The sequence below is a fragment of the Zunongwangia sp. genome, assembly GCF_048269745.1.
In the GTDB taxonomy this organism is placed as follows: Bacteria; Bacteroidota; Bacteroidia; order Flavobacteriales; family Flavobacteriaceae; genus Zunongwangia.
Genome location: NZ_JBLXIB010000010.1, coordinates 120,306 through 139,565 on the forward strand (window position 1 = coordinate 120,306; position 19,260 = coordinate 139,565).

General features: G+C 31.3%; 18 protein-coding genes. 11 read left to right on the forward strand and 7 right to left on the reverse strand.

Features of this window, described 5'->3' with window-relative positions:
- Positions 1-97: 97 nt before the first annotated feature.
- The 11 genes from ACN0WI_RS12335 to ACN0WI_RS12385 all read left to right on the forward strand — a co-directional run bounded on the left by ACN0WI_RS12335 (position 98) and on the right by ACN0WI_RS12385 (position 11,045).
- On the forward strand, positions 98-928 hold the full coding sequence (locus ACN0WI_RS12335; RefSeq protein ID WP_417887235.1) for an outer membrane protein assembly factor BamD: 831 nt from the start codon (positions 98-100) through the stop codon (positions 926-928).
- Between the two features lie 9 nt (positions 929-937).
- Entirely contained in the window at positions 938-1,270 is a 333-nt protein-coding gene (locus ACN0WI_RS12340) for a DNA-directed RNA polymerase subunit omega (protein WP_417887236.1), read from the forward strand.
- Positions 1,271-1,273: 3 nt separating this feature from the next.
- The gene (gene coaBC, locus ACN0WI_RS12345; RefSeq protein ID WP_417887237.1) at positions 1,274-2,476 is read left to right on the forward strand and encodes a bifunctional phosphopantothenoylcysteine decarboxylase/phosphopantothenate--cysteine ligase CoaBC; all 1,203 of its coding nucleotides are present in this window, start codon (positions 1,274-1,276) and stop codon (positions 2,474-2,476) included.
- Positions 2,469-3,356, forward strand: coding sequence for a DUF4835 family protein (locus ACN0WI_RS12350; RefSeq protein WP_417887238.1), 888 nt, complete (start codon positions 2,469-2,471; stop codon positions 3,354-3,356). Before coaBC ends, ACN0WI_RS12350 begins: the two co-directional genes overlap by 8 nt.
- 149 nt (positions 3,357-3,505) lie before the next feature.
- A complete protein-coding gene (recN, locus tag ACN0WI_RS12355; protein WP_417887239.1) occupies positions 3,506-5,164 on the forward strand; it encodes a DNA repair protein RecN in 1,659 nt (552 codons plus the stop codon).
- Between the two features lie 73 nt (positions 5,165-5,237).
- Positions 5,238-6,065 (forward strand): enoyl-ACP reductase FabI, encoded by an 828-nt coding sequence (locus ACN0WI_RS12360; RefSeq protein WP_417887240.1) that lies wholly within the window; start codon positions 5,238-5,240, stop codon positions 6,063-6,065.
- A gap of 68 nt (positions 6,066-6,133) precedes the next feature.
- A complete protein-coding gene (locus ACN0WI_RS12365) occupies positions 6,134-7,132 on the forward strand; it encodes a glycosyltransferase (protein ID WP_417887241.1) in 999 nt (332 codons plus the stop codon).
- Positions 7,133-7,160: 28 nt separating this feature from the next.
- A complete protein-coding gene (locus ACN0WI_RS12370) occupies positions 7,161-8,093 on the forward strand; it encodes a YbbR-like domain-containing protein (RefSeq protein ID WP_417887242.1) in 933 nt (310 codons plus the stop codon).
- The gene (gene coaE, locus ACN0WI_RS12375) at positions 8,090-8,683 is read left to right on the forward strand and encodes a dephospho-CoA kinase (protein WP_417887243.1); all 594 of its coding nucleotides are present in this window, start codon (positions 8,090-8,092) and stop codon (positions 8,681-8,683) included. The genes ACN0WI_RS12370 and coaE overlap by 4 nt, the downstream gene beginning before the upstream one ends.
- Positions 8,684-8,747: 64 nt before the next feature.
- Positions 8,748-10,325 carry a sensor histidine kinase gene (locus tag ACN0WI_RS12380; protein WP_417887244.1) on the forward strand — a complete coding sequence of 526 codons (1,578 nt, stop codon included), beginning with the start codon at positions 8,748-8,750 and terminating at the stop codon, positions 10,323-10,325.
- A gap of 3 nt (positions 10,326-10,328) precedes the next feature.
- Positions 10,329-11,045 carry a response regulator transcription factor gene (locus ACN0WI_RS12385; RefSeq protein WP_417887245.1) on the forward strand — a complete coding sequence of 239 codons (717 nt, stop codon included), beginning with the start codon at positions 10,329-10,331 and terminating at the stop codon, positions 11,043-11,045.
- A 124-nt stretch (positions 11,046-11,169) separates the two neighbouring features.
- Here ACN0WI_RS12385 and miaA read toward each other — a convergent pair whose 3' ends face one another.
- The 7 genes from miaA to ACN0WI_RS12420 all read right to left on the reverse strand — a co-directional run bounded on the left by miaA (position 11,170) and on the right by ACN0WI_RS12420 (position 19,259).
- Entirely contained in the window at positions 11,170-12,081 is a 912-nt protein-coding gene (miaA, locus tag ACN0WI_RS12390; protein WP_417887246.1) for a tRNA (adenosine(37)-N6)-dimethylallyltransferase MiaA, read from the reverse strand.
- Positions 12,074-12,832 carry an ion transporter gene (locus ACN0WI_RS12395; protein ID WP_417887285.1) on the reverse strand — a complete coding sequence of 253 codons (759 nt, stop codon included), beginning with the start codon at positions 12,830-12,832 and terminating at the stop codon, positions 12,074-12,076. The genes miaA and ACN0WI_RS12395 overlap by 8 nt, the downstream gene beginning before the upstream one ends.
- Before the next feature lie 93 nt (positions 12,833-12,925).
- Positions 12,926-14,929 carry a DUF3857 domain-containing protein gene (locus ACN0WI_RS12400; protein WP_417887247.1) on the reverse strand — a complete coding sequence of 668 codons (2,004 nt, stop codon included), beginning with the start codon at positions 14,927-14,929 and terminating at the stop codon, positions 12,926-12,928.
- A gap of 9 nt (positions 14,930-14,938) precedes the next feature.
- Complete coding sequence (locus ACN0WI_RS12405; protein WP_417887249.1) at positions 14,939-16,300, reverse strand: exonuclease domain-containing protein; 1,362 nt, start codon at positions 16,298-16,300, stop codon at positions 14,939-14,941.
- 17 nt (positions 16,301-16,317) lie between these two features.
- On the reverse strand, positions 16,318-16,980 hold the full coding sequence (locus ACN0WI_RS12410; protein ID WP_417887250.1) for a YggS family pyridoxal phosphate-dependent enzyme: 663 nt from the start codon (positions 16,978-16,980) through the stop codon (positions 16,318-16,320).
- Positions 16,981-17,047: 67 nt separating this feature from the next.
- A complete protein-coding gene (locus tag ACN0WI_RS12415; protein WP_417887251.1) occupies positions 17,048-18,283 on the reverse strand; it encodes a DUF1015 domain-containing protein in 1,236 nt (411 codons plus the stop codon).
- Positions 18,284-18,371: 88 nt separating this feature from the next.
- Positions 18,372-19,259 carry a 3-hydroxyacyl-CoA dehydrogenase family protein gene (locus ACN0WI_RS12420; protein WP_417887252.1) on the reverse strand — a complete coding sequence of 296 codons (888 nt, stop codon included), beginning with the start codon at positions 19,257-19,259 and terminating at the stop codon, positions 18,372-18,374.
- Position 19,260 lies beyond the last annotated feature (1 nt).

The following is a 19,260-nucleotide window of genomic DNA, read 5'->3' on the forward strand; positions in this document are numbered from 1 at the left end:
TTATACTAAATAAATTCTTATTTAGTTATTGTTGTGATACTTTAAAGTTTTTTTTATAATCCAAAAAATGTACTTTTGCCAGATGTTTTTAAAATTGATGAAAAAAGGATTACTATTATTAAGCGCAATATTTTTGTTACAATCATGTAGCGAATATCAAGACATGTTAAAAAGTAAAGATGCCGGTGAAAAATATACTTTTGCTGAAAATCTTTATAATGAAGCTAAACAGGAAGATAGTAACCGAAAATTTAGAAAAGCAATTCGCCTTTTTGAGCAAATTATGCCAAAATATCGTGGGAAACCACAAGGTGAAAAATTGAGTTTTATTTATGCTGACTCCTATTATCAGGTTGGCGATTATTATTTATCAGGTTTTGAATTTGAACGTTTTGTGAAATCCTATCCAAATAGTTCAAAAGTAGAAGAAGCCTATTTTAAATCTGGTAGAAGTTACTATGAGCAATCACCTCGATTCGATCTAGACCAAACCGATACCAATAAAGCAATAACGGCTTTGCAAACCTATTTAGATAAATATCCGGATGGAGAATTTTCTGATGAGGCAAATAAGTTAGCTACCGAATTACGACTGAAGTTAGAAAAAAAAGCATTTGAGATTGCTAAACAATATTATGAAATAGGTGGTAATTACCGAGAAGGCAACTTTACAGCAGCTATTACATCTTTTAATAATTTTATAGCAGATTTTCCGGGAACACCATACCGTGAAGAAGCTTTTTATTTACGATTTGATTCAGCATATTTATATGCTACCAATAGTTTTAGAAATTTAATGCAAGAGCGTTTAGAAACTGCTGAAGAATTTTATCAGGCTTATAAAAAAAGTTATCCTGACGGAAAATTTATAGTAGAGGCAGAAGCAGCTCATGAGGATATAGAAAAAAGATTAAAAACTTTTAATTAGTTTTAGAATATGGATATTAAGAAATCTGATGCACCCGTAAATACGATTACGCTGAATAAAAATGAAGTTGATGCACCAACTCAAAATATTTATGAAGCAATATCGATTGTAGCGAAACGTGCGAATCAAATTAATGGAGAAATCAAGAAGGAATTATTAGAAAAACTTGATGAATTTGCTACTTATAACGATAGCTTAGATGAGATTTTTGAAAACAAAGAACAAATAGAAGTTTCTAAGTTTTACGAAAGACTTCCAAAGCCACATGCGTTAGCTGTAGAGGAATGGTTGAACGATAAGATTTACTGGAGAAATACAAAAGATTCAGAAGATACCTTATAAAATATGCACGTACTAAGAGGTAAAAAAATACTTTTGGGTATTACAGGTGGTATTGCTGCCTATAAAACTCCCTCCTTAGTGCGACTTCTTATTAAAGCCGGCGCAGATGTCCGAGTAATTATGACGCCGGCTGCAAAAGAGTTTGTAACGCCGCTTACACTTTCTACCCTTTCAAAAAATCAAGTTTATTCTTCCTTTACTCAATCTGAGGAAGAACAATGGAATAACCATGTAGAATTGGGCTTATGGGCTGATGTTTTTTTAATAGCACCGGCTACCGCAAGCACCTTATCTAAAATGGTAGCAGGTAATAGCGACAACTTATTAGTTGCAGTATACTTATCTGCAAGATGTCCTGTGTTTTTTGCACCTGCAATGGATCTGGATATGTACCAACATCCTTCTACCCAAAAAAATCTTCAGATTTTACAAGATTACGGTAATAAGATGATACCGGCTGAAACTGGTGAATTAGCTAGTGGTCTATCTGGTAAAGGTAGAATGGCAGAACCTGAAACTATATTTAAAAAATTGAGCGAGCATTTTGATTGTTCATTACCACTTAAGGGAAAGAAAATGCTAATAACCGCAGGACCAACTTACGAAGCTATAGATCCGGTTCGGTTTATCGGAAATCATAGCAGTGGTAAAATGGGTTATGCAATTGCTAAAGAAGCACAACGATTAGGAGCTGAAGTAATTTTAATTTCAGGACCTACATTTTTAGAAAACCCACATCCAGACATAACCTTAGTTTCTGTTTTCAATACGCAAGAGATGTACGAAGCTACACTTTCTTATTTTGAAGATGTAGATGTGGTAATTGCTTCCGCAGCAATATCAGATTATAAACCGGTTACGGTAGCTAATCAAAAAATTAAAAAGAAAGAAGAATCTTTTACTATAAACCTAACTAAAACGCAAGATGTTTTGCAAGCTCTTGGGAAACAAAAAAAACATCAAAAGTTAATAGGATTTGCTCTAGAGACTAATAACGAATTAGCAAATGCAAAATCTAAATTAGAACGTAAAAATTTAGATTTTGTCGTTCTAAATTCACTTCAAGATAAAGGCGCAGGCTTTAAAAGCGATACAAATAAAGTATCTTTTATTTTTTCGGATCGCGAAAAGAATTTTGAATTAAAATCTAAAACTGCCGTAGCAAGCGACATTTTAAACGAAATTATCTTATTATTAGATGAATAAATTGATTGCTTTTTTATTAATAGTGTGTTCTTTTCAATTCTTAAAAGCACAAGAATTGAATTGCGATATTCAAATTAATGCAGAGCAAACAGGGCAAGCTAATTTGTCGATTTTAAAAACGCTAAAATCTTCACTTCAGGAATTTATTAATGAAAGAAGTTGGACGGGACGAGAATTACCTCCCGAACAACGTATTAATTGCAGTATGTTTATTACTGTTGCTGCTTTAGAAGATCAAAATTTTACGGCTACTATACAAGTTCAGGCATCTAGACCTGTTTTTGGCTCCGATATGGTTACTCCTATATTCAATTTTAAAGACACCAATTTTAATTTTATATACGAGCAATATCAACCTCTCAATTATAGTCAGAATACATTTTCATCTAATTTAGTTTCAGTAATATCATTTTATGTCTATACTATTTTAGGCTTAGATGCAGATACGTTTGAAGAGAATGCAGGAACTCCATATTACGAAGAAGCTAAAAAAATTGTAACTGTTGCACAACAAGGAGGCTCTTCAGGTTGGCAGCCAAGTGGAAATAATAGATCTAGATTTCGTTTAAATGCAGATTTATTATCAAATGCATATTCACAATACCGTACAGCACTTTATCAATATCATCGCTTAGGCTTAGATGTAATGCATGAGGATGTTAAAGAAGGTAAACAAGCAATTGCAAATGCTTTAGAATTGCTTCGAGAGATGAATGCTTTACGTCGAAATTCGCTATTATTACGAGTGTTTTTTGATGCCAAAGTAGAAGAAATTGTAGCTATTTTTAAAGATGGCCCTGACATTAATTCCCCTAGTTTGCCGCAAAAATTAAATTCTATGGCACCTAATTATGCTAGAAAGTGGCGTTTAATTAAATAGTGTTTATTTCTTTTCTGAATAAAATTTATCTGCTTTTTTAAAGCTTTTCTACTTATTTTTGATACTTCATTTAAAATTTAATTTTAAATTATTTGAAGTTGATTAGCTGTAATTTCTCTCGTATCTTTAAAAATAAATTCTAGGAAACATTGCTTACATCATTATCAATAAAAAATTATGCGTTGATAGAAGATATCAACATTAATTTAACTGAAGGGTTTACCATTATAACTGGAGAAACCGGAGCTGGAAAATCTATAATGTTAGGAGCATTAGGGCTATTGTTAGGAAATAGAGCCGATTATAGTGCTATTAAAAATCCGAAAAAAAAATGTGTAATAGAGGGTGTTTTTGATATTACAAATTATGGACTACTTTCCTTTTTTGAGAATGCCGATTTAGATTACGACCCTAAAACAATAATTCGAAGAGAAATTCTTTCTTCTGGAAAATCAAGAGCTTTTGTTAATGACACTCCAGTAACATTAGCGAATTTAAGTGAGCTAGGAAGTTATTTAATAGATATTCACAGTCAGCATCAAACATTAAGTTTAGGCAATACAGATTATCAATTTGAAGTAATAGATACTATTGCTAAAAATGAAGCTTTAAAGTTAGAATATAAAGAAGCCTTACAGCAACTTAAAAAACTTCAGAAAAAACAAGAATTATTAAAAGAAGAGCAAGCTCAGGCTACTAAAGAATACGATTATAACCTGTTTTTATTGCGAGAGATAGACGAAGCCAATCTTCAGACGGGAATGCAACAAGAATTAGAATTTCGATATGAAGAATTGAATAATGTAGAGGTTGTTACCGAAAATCTTGGTGCCGCTATTAATTATATTAGTCAGGACGAAATAGGTAGCTTAGCAACCCTTAAAAACTCAAAAAGCAGTATTGCTAAAATAGCAGGCTTTTCTTCTGAATATGAAAATATTCTTCAGCGTATAGATAGTGTAATTATTGAAGTAGACGATGTAGAACAAGAACTTCAAAATGCGCTTGAACAAATAGAAGCAAATCCGCATGAGTTAGAAACGATAAACGACAAATTACAATTAATATACAGCCTTCAGAAAAAACATAATGTTTCAGAAGTAGATGAATTGTTGAATATAGCAGAAACACTTCGAGAAGAAATTTCGTTAAGCGAGAATGCCGAAGAGGATTTAGCTGCAATAACTTCAGCAATACAAAAACAAGAGTTAAGATTAGCGAATATTGCTAAAAAAATACACCAACGTAGAAAAAAAATAATTCCTGCTTTTGTAAAAGAAACCGAAACTATTTTGGCAGATTTAGGAATGCCTAATGCAAAACTAAAAATAGAATTAGAACAGCAAGATCGGTTTTTTTCAAATGGGAACGATATATTAGTGTGGTATTTAGCCGCGAATAAAGGGGGTAATTTTAAAGAAATTAGAAAAGCCGCTTCAGGCGGAGAACTTTCTCGAATTATGTTAGCTGTAAAAAGTATATTAGCTGCACAAAGTAATTTACCAAGTATTATTTTTGATGAAATAGATACAGGGGTTTCAGGTGATATTGCACAAAAAATGGGCGAAATTTTATATAAAATGGGACAGAGTATGCAAGTGATAGCCATTACTCATTTACCGCAGATTGCAGGTAAAGGAAATAGCCATTTTAAAATTTTTAAAGAAGATAAAGCAAAAGTAACCCAAACTAAAATAAAAGCTTTAAATACAGACGAGCGTATAGAAGAACTAGCGATGATGCTTGGAGGAAAAACAATTACAGATTCTGCTAGAATACATGCAAAATCGTTGTTAGAGCAAGATTAATGGGAACTAAATTTTTACTGAAATGAAAATTAGTATCTTTACCCGCTAAAACGAACATAAAATAAATAGTAACATGTCATATAACCTTCTAAAAGGCAAGAGAGGAATTATTTTTGGTGCATTAGATGAAAATTCTATTGCTTGGAAAACCGCAGAAAAAGCTCATGAAGAAGGAGCCGAATTTGTATTAACAAATGCTCCTATTGCCATGAGAATGGGAAATTTAAAAAGTTTAGCAGAGAAAACCGGTTCTGAAATTATTCCAGCAGATGCTACTAGTACTGAAGATTTAGAGAATTTGGTAGAGAAATCCATGGAAATTTTGGGTGGAAAAATTGATTTTGTATTACACTCCATCGGGATGTCTGTAAACGTGAGAAAAGGAAAGCATTATACAGATCAAAATTACGATTGGACAGCAAAAGGTTGGGATGTATCAGCTGTTTCTTTCCATAAAGTAATGCAATCGCTTTATAAAAAAGATGCTATGAATGAGTGGGGAAGTATTGTAGCGTTATCTTATATGGCTGCTCAACGAGTATTTCCAGACTATAATGATATGGCAGATAATAAAGCATATCTAGAAAGTATAGCTCGTAGTTTTGGTTATTTCTTTGGAAAGGAGAAAAAAGTTAGAGTAAATACCATTTCTCAGTCTCCAACACCTACTACTGCAGGACAAGGTGTTAAAGGATTTGATGGCTTTATTGCGTATGCCGATAAAATGTCTGCTCTAGGAAATGCTTCAGCTCAAGATTGTGCTGATTATACTATAAGTTTATTTTCTGATTTAACTAAAAAAGTAACACTTCAAAACCTATTCCATGATGGTGGTTTTTCTAATGTTGGTGTAAGCCAAGAGGTTATGGAAGCTTTCTTGAAAGGATTAGACGAAAAATAGATCCATTTATAAACTGAATTTATCAGTTAAGATAAATTCAGTTTTTTATACTAACATTTTCTAATTAGATGCCACTATATTATTCATTTATTATACCTGTTTATAATCGGCCACAAGAGGTTAGAGAATTACTGAGTAGTATGTTGGAATTAAATTTCGAAAGTGATTTTGAAGTTGTAATTGTAGAAGATGGTTCTAAAGATACATCAGAAGCAGTAGTTGCCGAATTTCAAGATAAATTATCAATTAATTATTATTACAAGAAAAATTCCGGACCAGGAAAGTCTCGTAATTTTGGAATGCAAAAGGCAAAAGGCAATTATTTCCTAATCTTAGATAGCGATGTACTGTTACCACCTGATTATTTAAAATCGGTAACACATAGTTTACAGCAAGATTATTGTGATTGTTTTGGCGGCCCTGATTGCTCCCATGCAAGCTTTAGCAATATTCAAAAAGCTATAGATTTTAGTATGACATCTTTTTTGACTACCGGTGGTATTCGTGGTAGAAAAAAATCGGTTTCCGAGTTTCAGCCTCGTAGTTTTAATATGGGACTTTCTAAAAAAGCATTTGAAGCTACTAATGGTTTTGGAAATATTCATCCAGGAGAAGATCCAGATCTTTCTATTCGCTTAAAAAAAATGGGTTTTAAAATCCGGTTAATACCAGAAGCTAAAGTTTTTCACAAACGCCGGATAGATTGGGATAAATTTTATTTACAAGTGCACAAATTTGGACTTACAAGGCCAATTCTTAATAAATGGCACAAAGGAAGCGGGAAAATAACCTATTGGTTTCCTACTCTTTTTGTAATTGGATTTGTATTTTCTGTATTAGTTATTAAACTAGATTTTTGGTGGTTTCTAGCATGTTATATTGTATATTTTTTGATACTTTTTTTAGCAGCTTCCTTTAAAACTAAAAGTTTACGAATAGGTAGTTTAGCTGTTTTAGCAACAATGATACAATTTTTTGGTTATGGCTATGGTTTTTTAAAATCTAGTTGGAGTATTTTAGTTTTAAAATTGAAACCAGAAGAGGCTTATCCAGGATTATTTTTTTAATATGCCAGACTATAAAAAAATAGGAAAAATGAAATTTAAAAAAGCAGATGCAAAAACATTTGGTTTTTTTCTAATTTTTTCATCCATAATTTGGGTATTGGTACAATTCTCTAAAGAATATACCGAGACAATTCAATTATCTTTAAACTACATTAATAAGCCTATAGATAAGAGTTTATTTAATGAGCCAAAAACTTTAAAAGTAGGTTTAAAAGCTAAAGGATTTCGGATATTATGGAAATATCGTTTGTTTAAACCTGATTTAACTATCGATTTAGAACAAGCTAAAGAAAATGAAAATTCTAAATTAGTATATAGTTTAGACGATAATCGAAATAGTATCGAAAATCAGTTGGGGGTAGATTTTGATAATACTACTTTTTCAAAAAAAGTATTAGTAATCGATTTTCAAAAGCGAAAAGAGAAAAAGGTATTAGTTACTCCAGTTACAAAATTAAATTACGATATAGGCTTTTCTGCCATAAATCCTGTAAATTTATCGCCAGATAGTATAATGATAAGTGGTCCTGAAAAAGTAATAGATACTTTAACTCAAATTAAAACGAATACTATTTCTGGTTCAAAATTAAATTCTGATATATCAGGATCCATCTCTATTGACACTTCAAATCTAGGAATGGTAAACTTTTACAAGAACAAAGTTACATACCACCAAAGTGTAGAAAAATTTACGGAAGGGAAAGTGCAAGTTCCTGTTGAGGTAGAAAATGTACCAAAAGGAACAAACCTGAGTATTTTTCCTAAGGAAGTAATGCTATATTATCAAGTTAATCTGAAAAGTTATGATGATGTAGAAACTTCTCAGTTTTCGGTATCTTGTGATTATAATGAAATTCAGAAGGGAGTAGGGTATATGTTAGCTTCTGTTTCTGCTAAGCCAAAATTTGTTCGGAATATCCGGATAAGCGAGCGAAAAATTCAATTTATTATTAAACGATGATTTTAGTAGGATTAACAGGAGGTATTGGTAGCGGTAAAACTACTGTTATTAATATTTTCAAGGAATTGAATATTCCCACTTATATAGCCGATGAAGCCGGAAAAAAGTTAATGGATACTTCTACTGAAATTAGAGAACAAATAGTAAAACTATTAGGTCAGGAATCGTACCAAAAATCAGTGCCTAACAGAAAGTACATAGCTTCAAAAGTTTTTAATGATGGAGCTTTATTAAAGCAATTAAATTCAATTATACACCCAGCCGTAGCAAATAACTTTAAGCAATGGGTAGCCAAACAAAAAGCTGATTATGTTGTTTACGAAGCTGCAATTTTATTTGAGAGCGGAAATTACAAGCAGTTCGATTATACAATTTTAGTAACAGCTCCTAAAGAAATTCGTATTCAACGATTATTGGAAAGGGATGCTAGCAGTCGTGAAGAAATCGAATCTCGAATGAATAATCAGTGGACAGACGATCGCAAACGAAAGTTGGCTTCTTTTGAAATTCAAAATGTAAATTTTTTAGAAACAAAAGATCAAACATTACATTTAAATGAGATAATCTTAAAGTCGATTAAAAATTATTAGATCTTCTGTTAACATTTGGTTAAACCACTTATCGTCTAAATGTTAAAATACTACTTTTGAAACTATGAATAAGAAGTTGTTTATCCTTCTCGTTATTTTAATGAGTTTATCCCTAGTGGGGATAATTTTCGTGCAAGGATATTGGATAAAAAGTACGGTGGAAGATCGTGAACAGCAGTTTTCTTATAATGCAAAACAAATTTTAATTGATGTAGCGAGTAAAATACAAAATGAAGAAATAGAAAAGTTTTACTATTATCTAGAGAATAAAATTGGTAATGCTAATAAAAAGGTAGACGAAATTACGCTTACTGAATATTTATTCTCAACTAGAGATGATTCTAAAGGCGAAGATATTTTAAATTTTAATTCTATTCAGAAGAAAGGATATAAAGTCTCTTCGGATTTTTTAGGCAGCGAAAACGATAATGATAGTATACAAATTACGAAGCTTATTAATAAGCAAGTAACAAAAATTATAAAGAATAATAATTTAAATTCTAAGGATAAAAAAACGTCGAGTATCATAAAAAAGATTATGAGGCTTGAAGATTATGAAAAGGAAATGTTGCGAGATTTAATTTCAGAATCTGCTCAGCGTCAACCTTTACGTAAACGTATTTCAGAAACAAAAATTGAAAAATTAATATCTAAAGAGTTAAAAAATAAAGATTTAAAAACAGATTTTGAGTTTGCAGTCTATAGTAATTCTATTCAAACAGGAATTCATTCTGAAAATTTTGATGTGTCGTTTCCTGGAACTTATGGAGTTCCGTTATATGCAAATAGCGAAGGAGAAAGTAATTATCAATTATTAGTAAATTTTAATCAGAAAAAAGAGGTAGTTCTTTCTTCTGTAATGTTGATGACTATACTGTCTGTTATTTTTACGCTTATAATAGTAATTGCTTATTCTAGTGCGTTATCTCAATTAATTAAGCAACGACAAATTTCTCAGATAAAAACGGATTTTATTAATAATATGACGCATGAATTTAAAACACCAATTGCCACAATAAATTTAGCGTTAGATGCTATAAAAAATCCTAAAATAATATCAGATAAAGAAAAAGTAACACGCTATTTGCAAATGATTCGTGATGAAAATAAACGAATGCATGCCCAAGTAGAAAATGTATTAAGAATATCTAAGTTAGAGCGTAATGAGCTTGATCTTAAAAAGCAACGCTTGCAATTACACGATATAATTTTAGACGCTATTACTCACGTTAAGTTAATAGTTGAAGATAGGAAGGGGTATATTCAAACTCATTTTGGGGCATTAAAATCTTCTGTTTTAGCCAACGACGACCATTTAACAAATGTTGTTGTAAATATTTTAGATAATGCAATAAAGTATAGTGAAGATGAACCTAAGATTGATATTTATACTGAAAATGTAAAAAATTACATTTTTGTGAGAATACGTGACCAAGGAGGCGGAATGACAAAAAGTGTGCAAAAACGAATTTTTGAAAAATTCTATAGAGAGCACACCGGAGATATACACAATGTAAAAGGCCACGGTTTAGGTTTGGCTTATGTTAGACAAATTTTAGACGATCACCACGGAACTATTTCCGTAGAGAGTGAAAAAGGAAAAGGAAGTACATTTATAATTAAATTACCATTAATATCTTAATATATGGAAACTGAAAACAAAAAGATTTTACTAGTAGAAGATGATCCAAATTTTGGAACAGTGTTAAAGGATTATCTTGCCATGAACGATTATGAAGTAACGCATGCAAAGAACGGAATGGAAGGATTCGAAAAATTCAAAAAGGATGATTTCGATTTATGCATTCTAGATGTTATGATGCCGTATAAAGATGGCTTTACACTAGCTAAAGAAATTAGAGAAAAAAACGAAGAAGTACCAATAATCTTTTTAACGGCTAAAGCCATGAAAGAAGATGTTCTTAAAGGATATAAAGTAGGTGCTGATGATTATTTAAACAAGCCATTTGATAGTGAAGTGTTATTAATGAAAATTCAAGCTATAATGCAACGTAAAGCAACAGATAGCGTTGCCGATAGTAAGCAATTTGAATTTGAAATAGGTCATTTCCATTTAAATTCTAAACTTCGATTTTTAACTTTTAAAGAGGAAGAACCTCAAAAATTATCACCTAAGGAAAACGAATTGTTACGTTTATTAGCACTTCATGAAAATGATTTAATGCCTAGAGAATTAGCATTAACTAAAATATGGAGAGACGATAATTACTTTACATCACGAAGTATGGATGTTTATATTGCAAAACTACGTAAGTATCTTAAAAAGGATGAAAATGTAGAAATATTAAATATCCATGGTGAAGGATTTAGGCTTGTTATTAAGAATAAAGAAGAAAAATAAGCCTTAACGAATACAAATTTTAAAAAAATAAGATAAGTATTTTCAGTTTCAAAAGCAATGGAATATTTTTAGCGTTGAGACCTAAAAATATTCCAAGCTTTAACTGAAATAAGCTAGTTTTTAGTTAGCTTTTAGCTTCTTCAACATAGTCTAGTATTGAATTAGCAGGATCGGTATAGTTAAACCATTCGATGTTTTTATTCTTTCGGAACCAAGTGAGTTGCCGTTTCGCAAAACGTCTAGTATTTTTTTTAATTTCTTCGATTGCGAATTCTAAAGAAATTTCTTTTTCTAAATACCTAAACAACTCTTTATAGCCAACAGTATTTAAAGCATTATATCCCTTTTTAGCATATAGTATTTTTACTTCGTCTAATAAGCCTTCATTCATCATTATATCTACCCGACGATTAATTCGGTCATACACAATTTCTCGATCGGCTGTTAATCCTATTTCGATAGTTTTAAAAGGTCTTATTTTTTTCTTTTTATTTAAAAATGAAGAGAATTTTTTACCAGTACCTATGCAAATTTCAAGCGCTCGAATAATTCGGTGTGGATTTTCGATATCTGCTTTTTCAAAATACTCAGGATCCAAACCTTTTAATTGTTGCTGAAGTATATGTAGTCCTTCTTTTTCTAAAATTTCATTCAATTTTTCTCGAATTTCAGTAGGCACTTCAGGAAAATTATCCAGCCCTTCTATAATACTTTTAATGTAAAGCCCACTGCCACCAACTAAAACCAGAATATCGTGTTTTTCGAATAAATTATTTATAGTAGCAATTGCTTCTTTTTCGAAATCTCCAACGGAATATTTTTGTTCTATTGATACATGTTGGATAAAATGATGTTTTGCACTTGCTAATTCTTCTGGACTAGGTACAGCCGTACCAATATTCATTTCTTTAAAAAACTGTCTAGAATCTGCTGAAATTATTTCAGTATTATAATAATTAGCAATTTCTATGGCCTTTGCTGTTTTTCCTATTGCAGTTGGCCCAACGACTGAGATTAGGTACTTTTCGTTATTCATTTAATTTATTTCCGCAGTTATGGCAAAAATCTGCATCTGAAAGATGCTTTTCTTCGTTACAATGGGGGCAAACTTGTGTGTTTTTAGCAATGCTTTCCTCATTACTTTTACTAAATTCGGCACCTACAATACCCGTAGGTACTGCAATTATTCCATACCCCATAATCATTAATAATCCGGCTAAAAATTGTCCTAAAGGAGTTATAGGAGCAATATCACCAAAGCCTACAGTGGTTAATGTTACTATACACCAATAAATACTAATTGGGATGTTTGTAAATCCGCTTTCTTTCCCTTCTATTAAATGCATTAAAGTTCCTGTAATTATACAGACTATTAATACTGCAAACAAAAACACTAAAATTTTAGGGCGGCTATTTTTTAAAGCGATAATTAATTTATGTGATTCGCCAACATAACGAGTTATTTTTAAAATTCTAAAAACTCGTAGAAGGCGTAATGCTCGAATTGCAAAAAATAAATTATGTCCGCCCATTAAAAACCCTAAATAACTGGGTAGGGTAGAGAGTAAATCAACAATTCCATAAAAACTGAAAATGTATTTTTTAGGCCGTTTAATAACTATAATCCGAGCAATATATTCTAAAGTAAAAAAAACGGTAACTATCCATTCAGCAATGTAAAAATAGTTATGATATTGTTTGCTAATAGTGGCTATACTTTCTAACATCACCAAAATAACGCTTAGTACAATAAGTACTAATAGGGCGATATCGAAAAGTTTCCCCATTGGGGTATCGGCTTCATAAATAATCTCATAAAGCTTGTCTTTCCAAGTATGTAATGTGTTTTTAGATTTCAAACATATATGTTTCGGACTAAGTTACTTTTTATTTTTTGTAAGCACAACAACAGTTTGTTTCTGAATATCGATAGCACGATCTATAAATTCTTTTAAATACGGATAGTATTCTGAAGGATACATAGGACTATCAATTCTTGCTAAATACTGAATGGTTATAGTATTATCTGCAATTTTTTGTATTATAAATTTTAAAACTCCCGTTTTATTAGGCAAGCCTAACAATATATTTTCAGGCATTTCGCTGATCGAGTAATTTTCTGGTATTTTTATAACTATATTATTAATATATGTCCGTTTGAAACCAAAATCTATAGGATGTTTTCGTTCTTCAAGTTTAAACGGATTTTCTGTCCAGAATAAAAATGTAAACGGATTCAAGTAAATGACATCGTTTATTTTTTGAGAATTATTTTTTACTTTATATGATATTTTTAATGGCTTTTCTGTAGCTTTTTCATTCTCAAAATTAGTTGAATTTAATTGATATGAATTTCTTAAATTATTGAGCTTTAAAAAAAGTTCTTCTTCAGGAGCATTTTTATATGTATTGATAACTTTCCTCGCTGAACTAGCTTCATAACCGGTAAGTTTTACATGAGAGGTTAAAGATGCTGTTCCATTTTGGTTAACTTTTAGAGAATCATTATAAATTTCAAATGAATTTTGGTTCGCTGTTATAGAAACCCATTCGCTACCCTTATCAAAATCAATTTTCCGACCATACTGGTTTAATGCTCTATATGGTAATTGGCCAAATTTTGTATAGTTACCTGTAGCATCTAAAAAATATTCTTGATCGTCTATTGTAAGTAAAACCATTAGATAATTGAAGTCGGATAAAACAGGATGTATTTTTGTAGGGAAACCTAAGCTTCTTGTTGCGCTAAGTATGGGGTTTACTTTATAGCCTTCGCTATCATATAAATTATGTAAAAGAACATTTATAGAGGATATATTACCGGTATGTTCTTTTAGTAAATCACGCAGATTCATTTTATCGAAAATGCGATATCTCCCATTCCATTTATAATTATTGCGAACAAATTCGAATATTTTTTTTGCTTTGTCTAAATTATTTGGAAGCCTTTTAATTTCCTCGGGTAATATATCGTTTACCAATCGGCTTTTACGTAATTGCCGACCAATACCTTTATCGGTTTTTATTTCTCTATCTACATCTTTCCATTCTTTAGTGAATTTTTTTACATATCCATCTAAATGAGTAACCTGCATTAATTCAAATTCAATTCGAGAAATATAATTGTATTTTGAAGTTGAATAATCTTCCTCTATAAAAGCGGGAATATCTTTCATTGCGTAGGTTGTTACTAAACAATCTGCACCATTTGCTGTTTGTCCTGCATAAAAACAATTCTTTTTAATATTTGCCTCGTTAGTATCTAATTTTAATTCACCTACTTTTTTAATATTGTAATTATAGTTCCCCGGTATTTCAGTATGATATTCGCTATATACTTTTGGAATATCTTCTTGAAACGTCCAAGTATGATAATTAAAAATATAAGGACTTTCTAGGGTATAAGAGTAAACTAAAACGGCACCCGGTCTAATATCTGGAAAAGTAAATTTTACATAATCCACTTTTTCGGTTTCTTCTCTGTAAATTTCTTTTTTGGAAAGTAGGGTACTATGCTTTTTCCCATTTTGTAGGTAATAAGTTGTCGCTTTCAGGTCATGAATCTTTTCTTCTCCACTTCCTCCTTTGTATAGTGGTATTTCAATAGAAGCTTTGTGATATCCCTCTTTATTAAGAATCTTAATTTTAGCTACATATTTTGTGAATAGATTATAGTCGTTTCCGTCTTCAATTTTGCTACTTCCATATTCGTAAATATAAAATGCATTCGCAGTAGTATCGGGTAAATATATTGTTGCTTTTAAATCTGTCTGAATTACATTTCCTGATTTAATATTAAAATTTTGAACATTGAACTTTTTTTCCTGAGCAAATAATGAAGTGAAAATACTCAGGCTTAAAAGTAAAAAGAAGCATTTTTTCATGCTGGATAATTAATAGTTGATCGTTTTTATTTTTTTATTTTTTCGTAAATAACTTTGTATAATATGCTTTGCATCGCGGTTATTACGCATGGAAGTAATTCTATTTTTAACAATTTCCGGATTTTGAATCTGGAAATTAAGATCGAAAAACCCAAAACCTTTAAAACTACCACTCTCAACTAAAACAACGCTTTTTTCATCTACTTTCCGGCCTCTATCAATAATTAGCATATTCTCATTTGTATAAGAATATTTTTCAATAAGTTGCTGGGCTCTTTTGTTATAATCCTTAGCTGACTCTTCACCAGTACAAGCACCATAACAACTTTTTATGGTATAATTAAAACAATTCCCTTTACCAGGATGCAATCCTGCAATACGAGAACATAATTGGTATTCTTCAATCCAGTTTGCTAATGTATGTTTAGCAGATTGTAAACTTGAAAATGTAGTAATGCAATTTTTAGTAACAGTAGCTTTTCGGATTTTAAAATTAATATATCCATTGTCATCAACAAAATGAAAAATACCGTGAGTAAAGATATTTTTTCGTAATGCTTTGTTATACTTAGGTTTAAGTTTTTTTATTTCTTGATTTTCTTTTAGTAAAGCGACTAATTCGTTACCAGTAGCCTCGTAAGATACCGCTGCAACATGCTTTTGCATATCACGAGCTTTTGCATTATCATTAGTAAAGTGCTGGTTAATACGTTTTTTTATGTTTTTACTTTTACCTACATAGATAATTTCACCATCCTTATCGTGCAAATAATACACACCAACAATACTAGGTAAATCATCTAAAATATGAACCAATTTACTATCTAATTGGCGTTTAGGTTCTAGCCTAACGTTATCCTTTAAAATAGCCTTTTTACTATCTTTTGCTAAAAGAATTTTAAAAAGTTTTACAGTTGCTTTTGCATCTCCATCAGCACGATGCCTATTGGTTAAAGGGATTCCTAAAGAATGTACTAATTTGCCCAAACTGTAAGAAGGCATGTCTGGAATCAGTTTTTTAGATAATTCAACTGTGCATACAGATTTTCTTTGATAATCGTAACCTAAGCGTCGAAATTCGGTTTTTAAGATTCGATAATCAAATTTTGCATTATGCGCTACTAAAATACAATCTTCTGTAACCTCAATAATACGTTTTGCTACTTCGTAAAATTTTGGTGCATTCCGAAGCATTTCGTTATTAATGCCTGTTAATCCTACTACAAAAGGTTGTATAGGGCGTTCTGGATTAACCAAGCTTATAAATTGATCGACTACCTCATCTCCATCAAATTTATAGATTGCAATTTCAGTAATTCCTTCTTCATTGTATTTACCACCGGTAGTCTCTATGTCTAAAATTGCGTACAAAAACTTATTCTTCTAAATTAATTATAATTTCTTTCTCCAAATATTGCACTTCCAATTCTCACCATGGTAGAATTGTTTTCTATGGCAATTTTATAATCACCACTCATCCCCATAGAAAGTTCTTTTAAAACAGGGTATTTAATTTGTAGGTTTTTTAGTACTGAAGCTAAAAAATCGAATTCCTTGTTTACTTTAGAAGTATCTTCGGTATTAGTCGCCATTCCCATTAAACCAACAACAGCTACATTTTTAAATTCTCGGTATGTTTCAGATTCTAGAATTTCTTCAGCTTCCGCAGCTGTAAGGCCAAATTTAGAATCTTCTTCTGCTATTTTAACTTGGAGTAAACATCGTATTATCCGATCCTTTTTTTCACCTTGTTTATTTATCTCTTTAAGAAGTTTTAAACTATCTACAGCATGTATAAGATCTACATACGGAGCCATGTATTTTACCTTATTACGTTGAACATGCCCAACCATATGCCATTTAATATCTTTAGGAAGTTGCTCCCATTTATCGGTCATTTCCTGAACCTTATTTTCCCCAAAAATTCGTTGTCCGGCATCGTAAGCCTCTTTAAGTGCTTCGATAGGTTTAGTTTTACTGATGGCTATAAGATCTACTCCCTCTGGAAGTTCGTCTGTATAATTTTTTATATTTTCAGCAATTGTACCCATTTCAATAATTGAATTTTTAAACTATATGCAAGATACTAATTAATCCACGTAATAGAGAGCATCTTTATTAAAACTCATATATGGTAAGCCCACTTCTTAATTTTGGTTCTATATAAGTACTTTTAGGAGGCATCGCAAAATTTTGATCAGCAATTTTTTTAATCTCAGTAATCGAAATTGGTTTCATTCCAAAACCGACTGCAAATTCTCCAGAATCTATAAGCGCTTTTAGTTGTAAAATATCTCGTTTTCCGGGTATGTAATTAATCCGTTTGTCGTTTCTAAGGTCATGTATTCCTAAAATAGGTTCTAGAATACGCTCAAATAAAATTTGACTATCTAATTCACTAAGACAATTATCGAAGTTAGAACTAGTTTTGCGTAGCCATAAATAATAAAACTCTCCATCTAAATACATGCTGAAATGATGTTTTTCAGAAGGAATATGGAGTTGAAGATGCATGTTTTCAATGCGGAAATGTTCATCTAACAACATTAAGAATTCCTCTTTAGAATAGCCGTTTAAATCGGTAATTAACCGAGAGAATTCGTAGATTTTTAGATCATCTTCAGGAATTAGGTAGCTTAAAAAGTGATTGTAAGATTCTTTACCGGTGTGTAAATCATTTTTTTGAGCATTTTCTTCGGAAAGTAATGCAGAGGCAGCACAACGATGGTGACCATCGGCTATATAAATAGAATTTAAATTTTTAAAATACTGCTGAATTTTTTGAATGTTTTCAGGCTTTTCTACTTTCCATAGAAAATGAGTTTCTCGCTGTCGTGTAGCAAATTCATATTCCGGAATTTCCTGCATTATTTTATTTAAAAATTGCTGAATTTCCGGTGTATTTTCATAGGTAAGTAATACGGGTTCTGTATTAAAACCGATTGTTTTTACATAATCTTTAAATAGAATTTCACGACTCTCTATAGTTTCTTCATGCTTTTTTATGATACCATTTTTATAATCTTCGGCACTGGCAGCGGCAATAATTCCGCAACAAGTTAAATCTCGACTTTCAATTTTATAGACATATAAACAGGGAGAAGTATCTTGAATAAATGTGTCTTCCTCTTTAAATTCTAAATACCGGTTTTTTATTAGTTGAAACTTATCTGTTCCATTTAAGGTATGCTTAAACTTATAACCAGGATTTAAAATATGAAGAAATGAATAAGGATTATATTCTAGGCGAGCTTTCATTTCATCTTCGTTGTATTCACCATAAGGGCGAGAAGCTACTAAACCGGCTCGTGCACGTTGAGGACGTACTGCTTTAAATGGAATTATTTGGACCAAAAAAGATTATTTTTATTGAAACATTAAAAAAGTAATAATTGAAATTAAAAAATTTCAATTATTACTTTTTACAATTTTGTATGCAAATTTACAGGAATTGTGAGGAAACATATTCTGCTTTTTTACTTTCAGAATAATTATAAAATCCTTCACCAGATTTTAAGCCTAGTTTACCAGCCTGAACCATGTTAACTAATAACGGGCAAGGTGCATATTTTTGGTTTTTGAACCCATTATATAGTACCTCTAAAATTGATAAGCAAACATCTAACCCAATAAAATCGGCTAGTTGTAAAGGGCCCATTGGGTGTGCCATGCCTAACTTCATAACCGAATCGATTTCTGAAACCCCAGCTACGCTATTGTAAAGCGTTTCGATAGCTTCATTAATCATTGGCATTAAAATTCGGTTCGCTACAAAACCAGGATAATCGGTTGCTGTTACCGGAATTTTTCCTAGTTTTTCCGCTAGTTTTGTAATACTATTGGTAACCTCGGTAGAGGTGTTGTATCCTTTTATGATTTCTACTAACTTCATAATAGGGACCGGATTCATAAAATGCATTCCGATAACTCGTTCTGGATTTTCAACAACTGAAGCAATTTTAGTAATAGAAATGGAAGATGTATTACTAGCCAAAATAGTTTGAGAAGAACAATGATCGTTAAGCTGTTTAAAAATTTTCAGCTTAACAGCTTCATTTTCGGTTGCCGCTTCAATAACTAAATCTGCATTTTTAATACCCGTAGGTATATCTATAAAATTACTGATATTAGCTAGCGTATTTTCTTTGTCGGAATCCGAAATTTTTTCTTTCGAAACCATTCGGTCCAAATTTGCCGTAATAGTATGTAGTCCGTTTTCGAGTTGTTCTTTAGAAACATCTATTAATTGTACCCGAAATCCAGATTGGGCAAACGTATGTGCAATTCCGATTCCCATTGTACCCGCGCCAATTACAGCAACTGTCCTCATT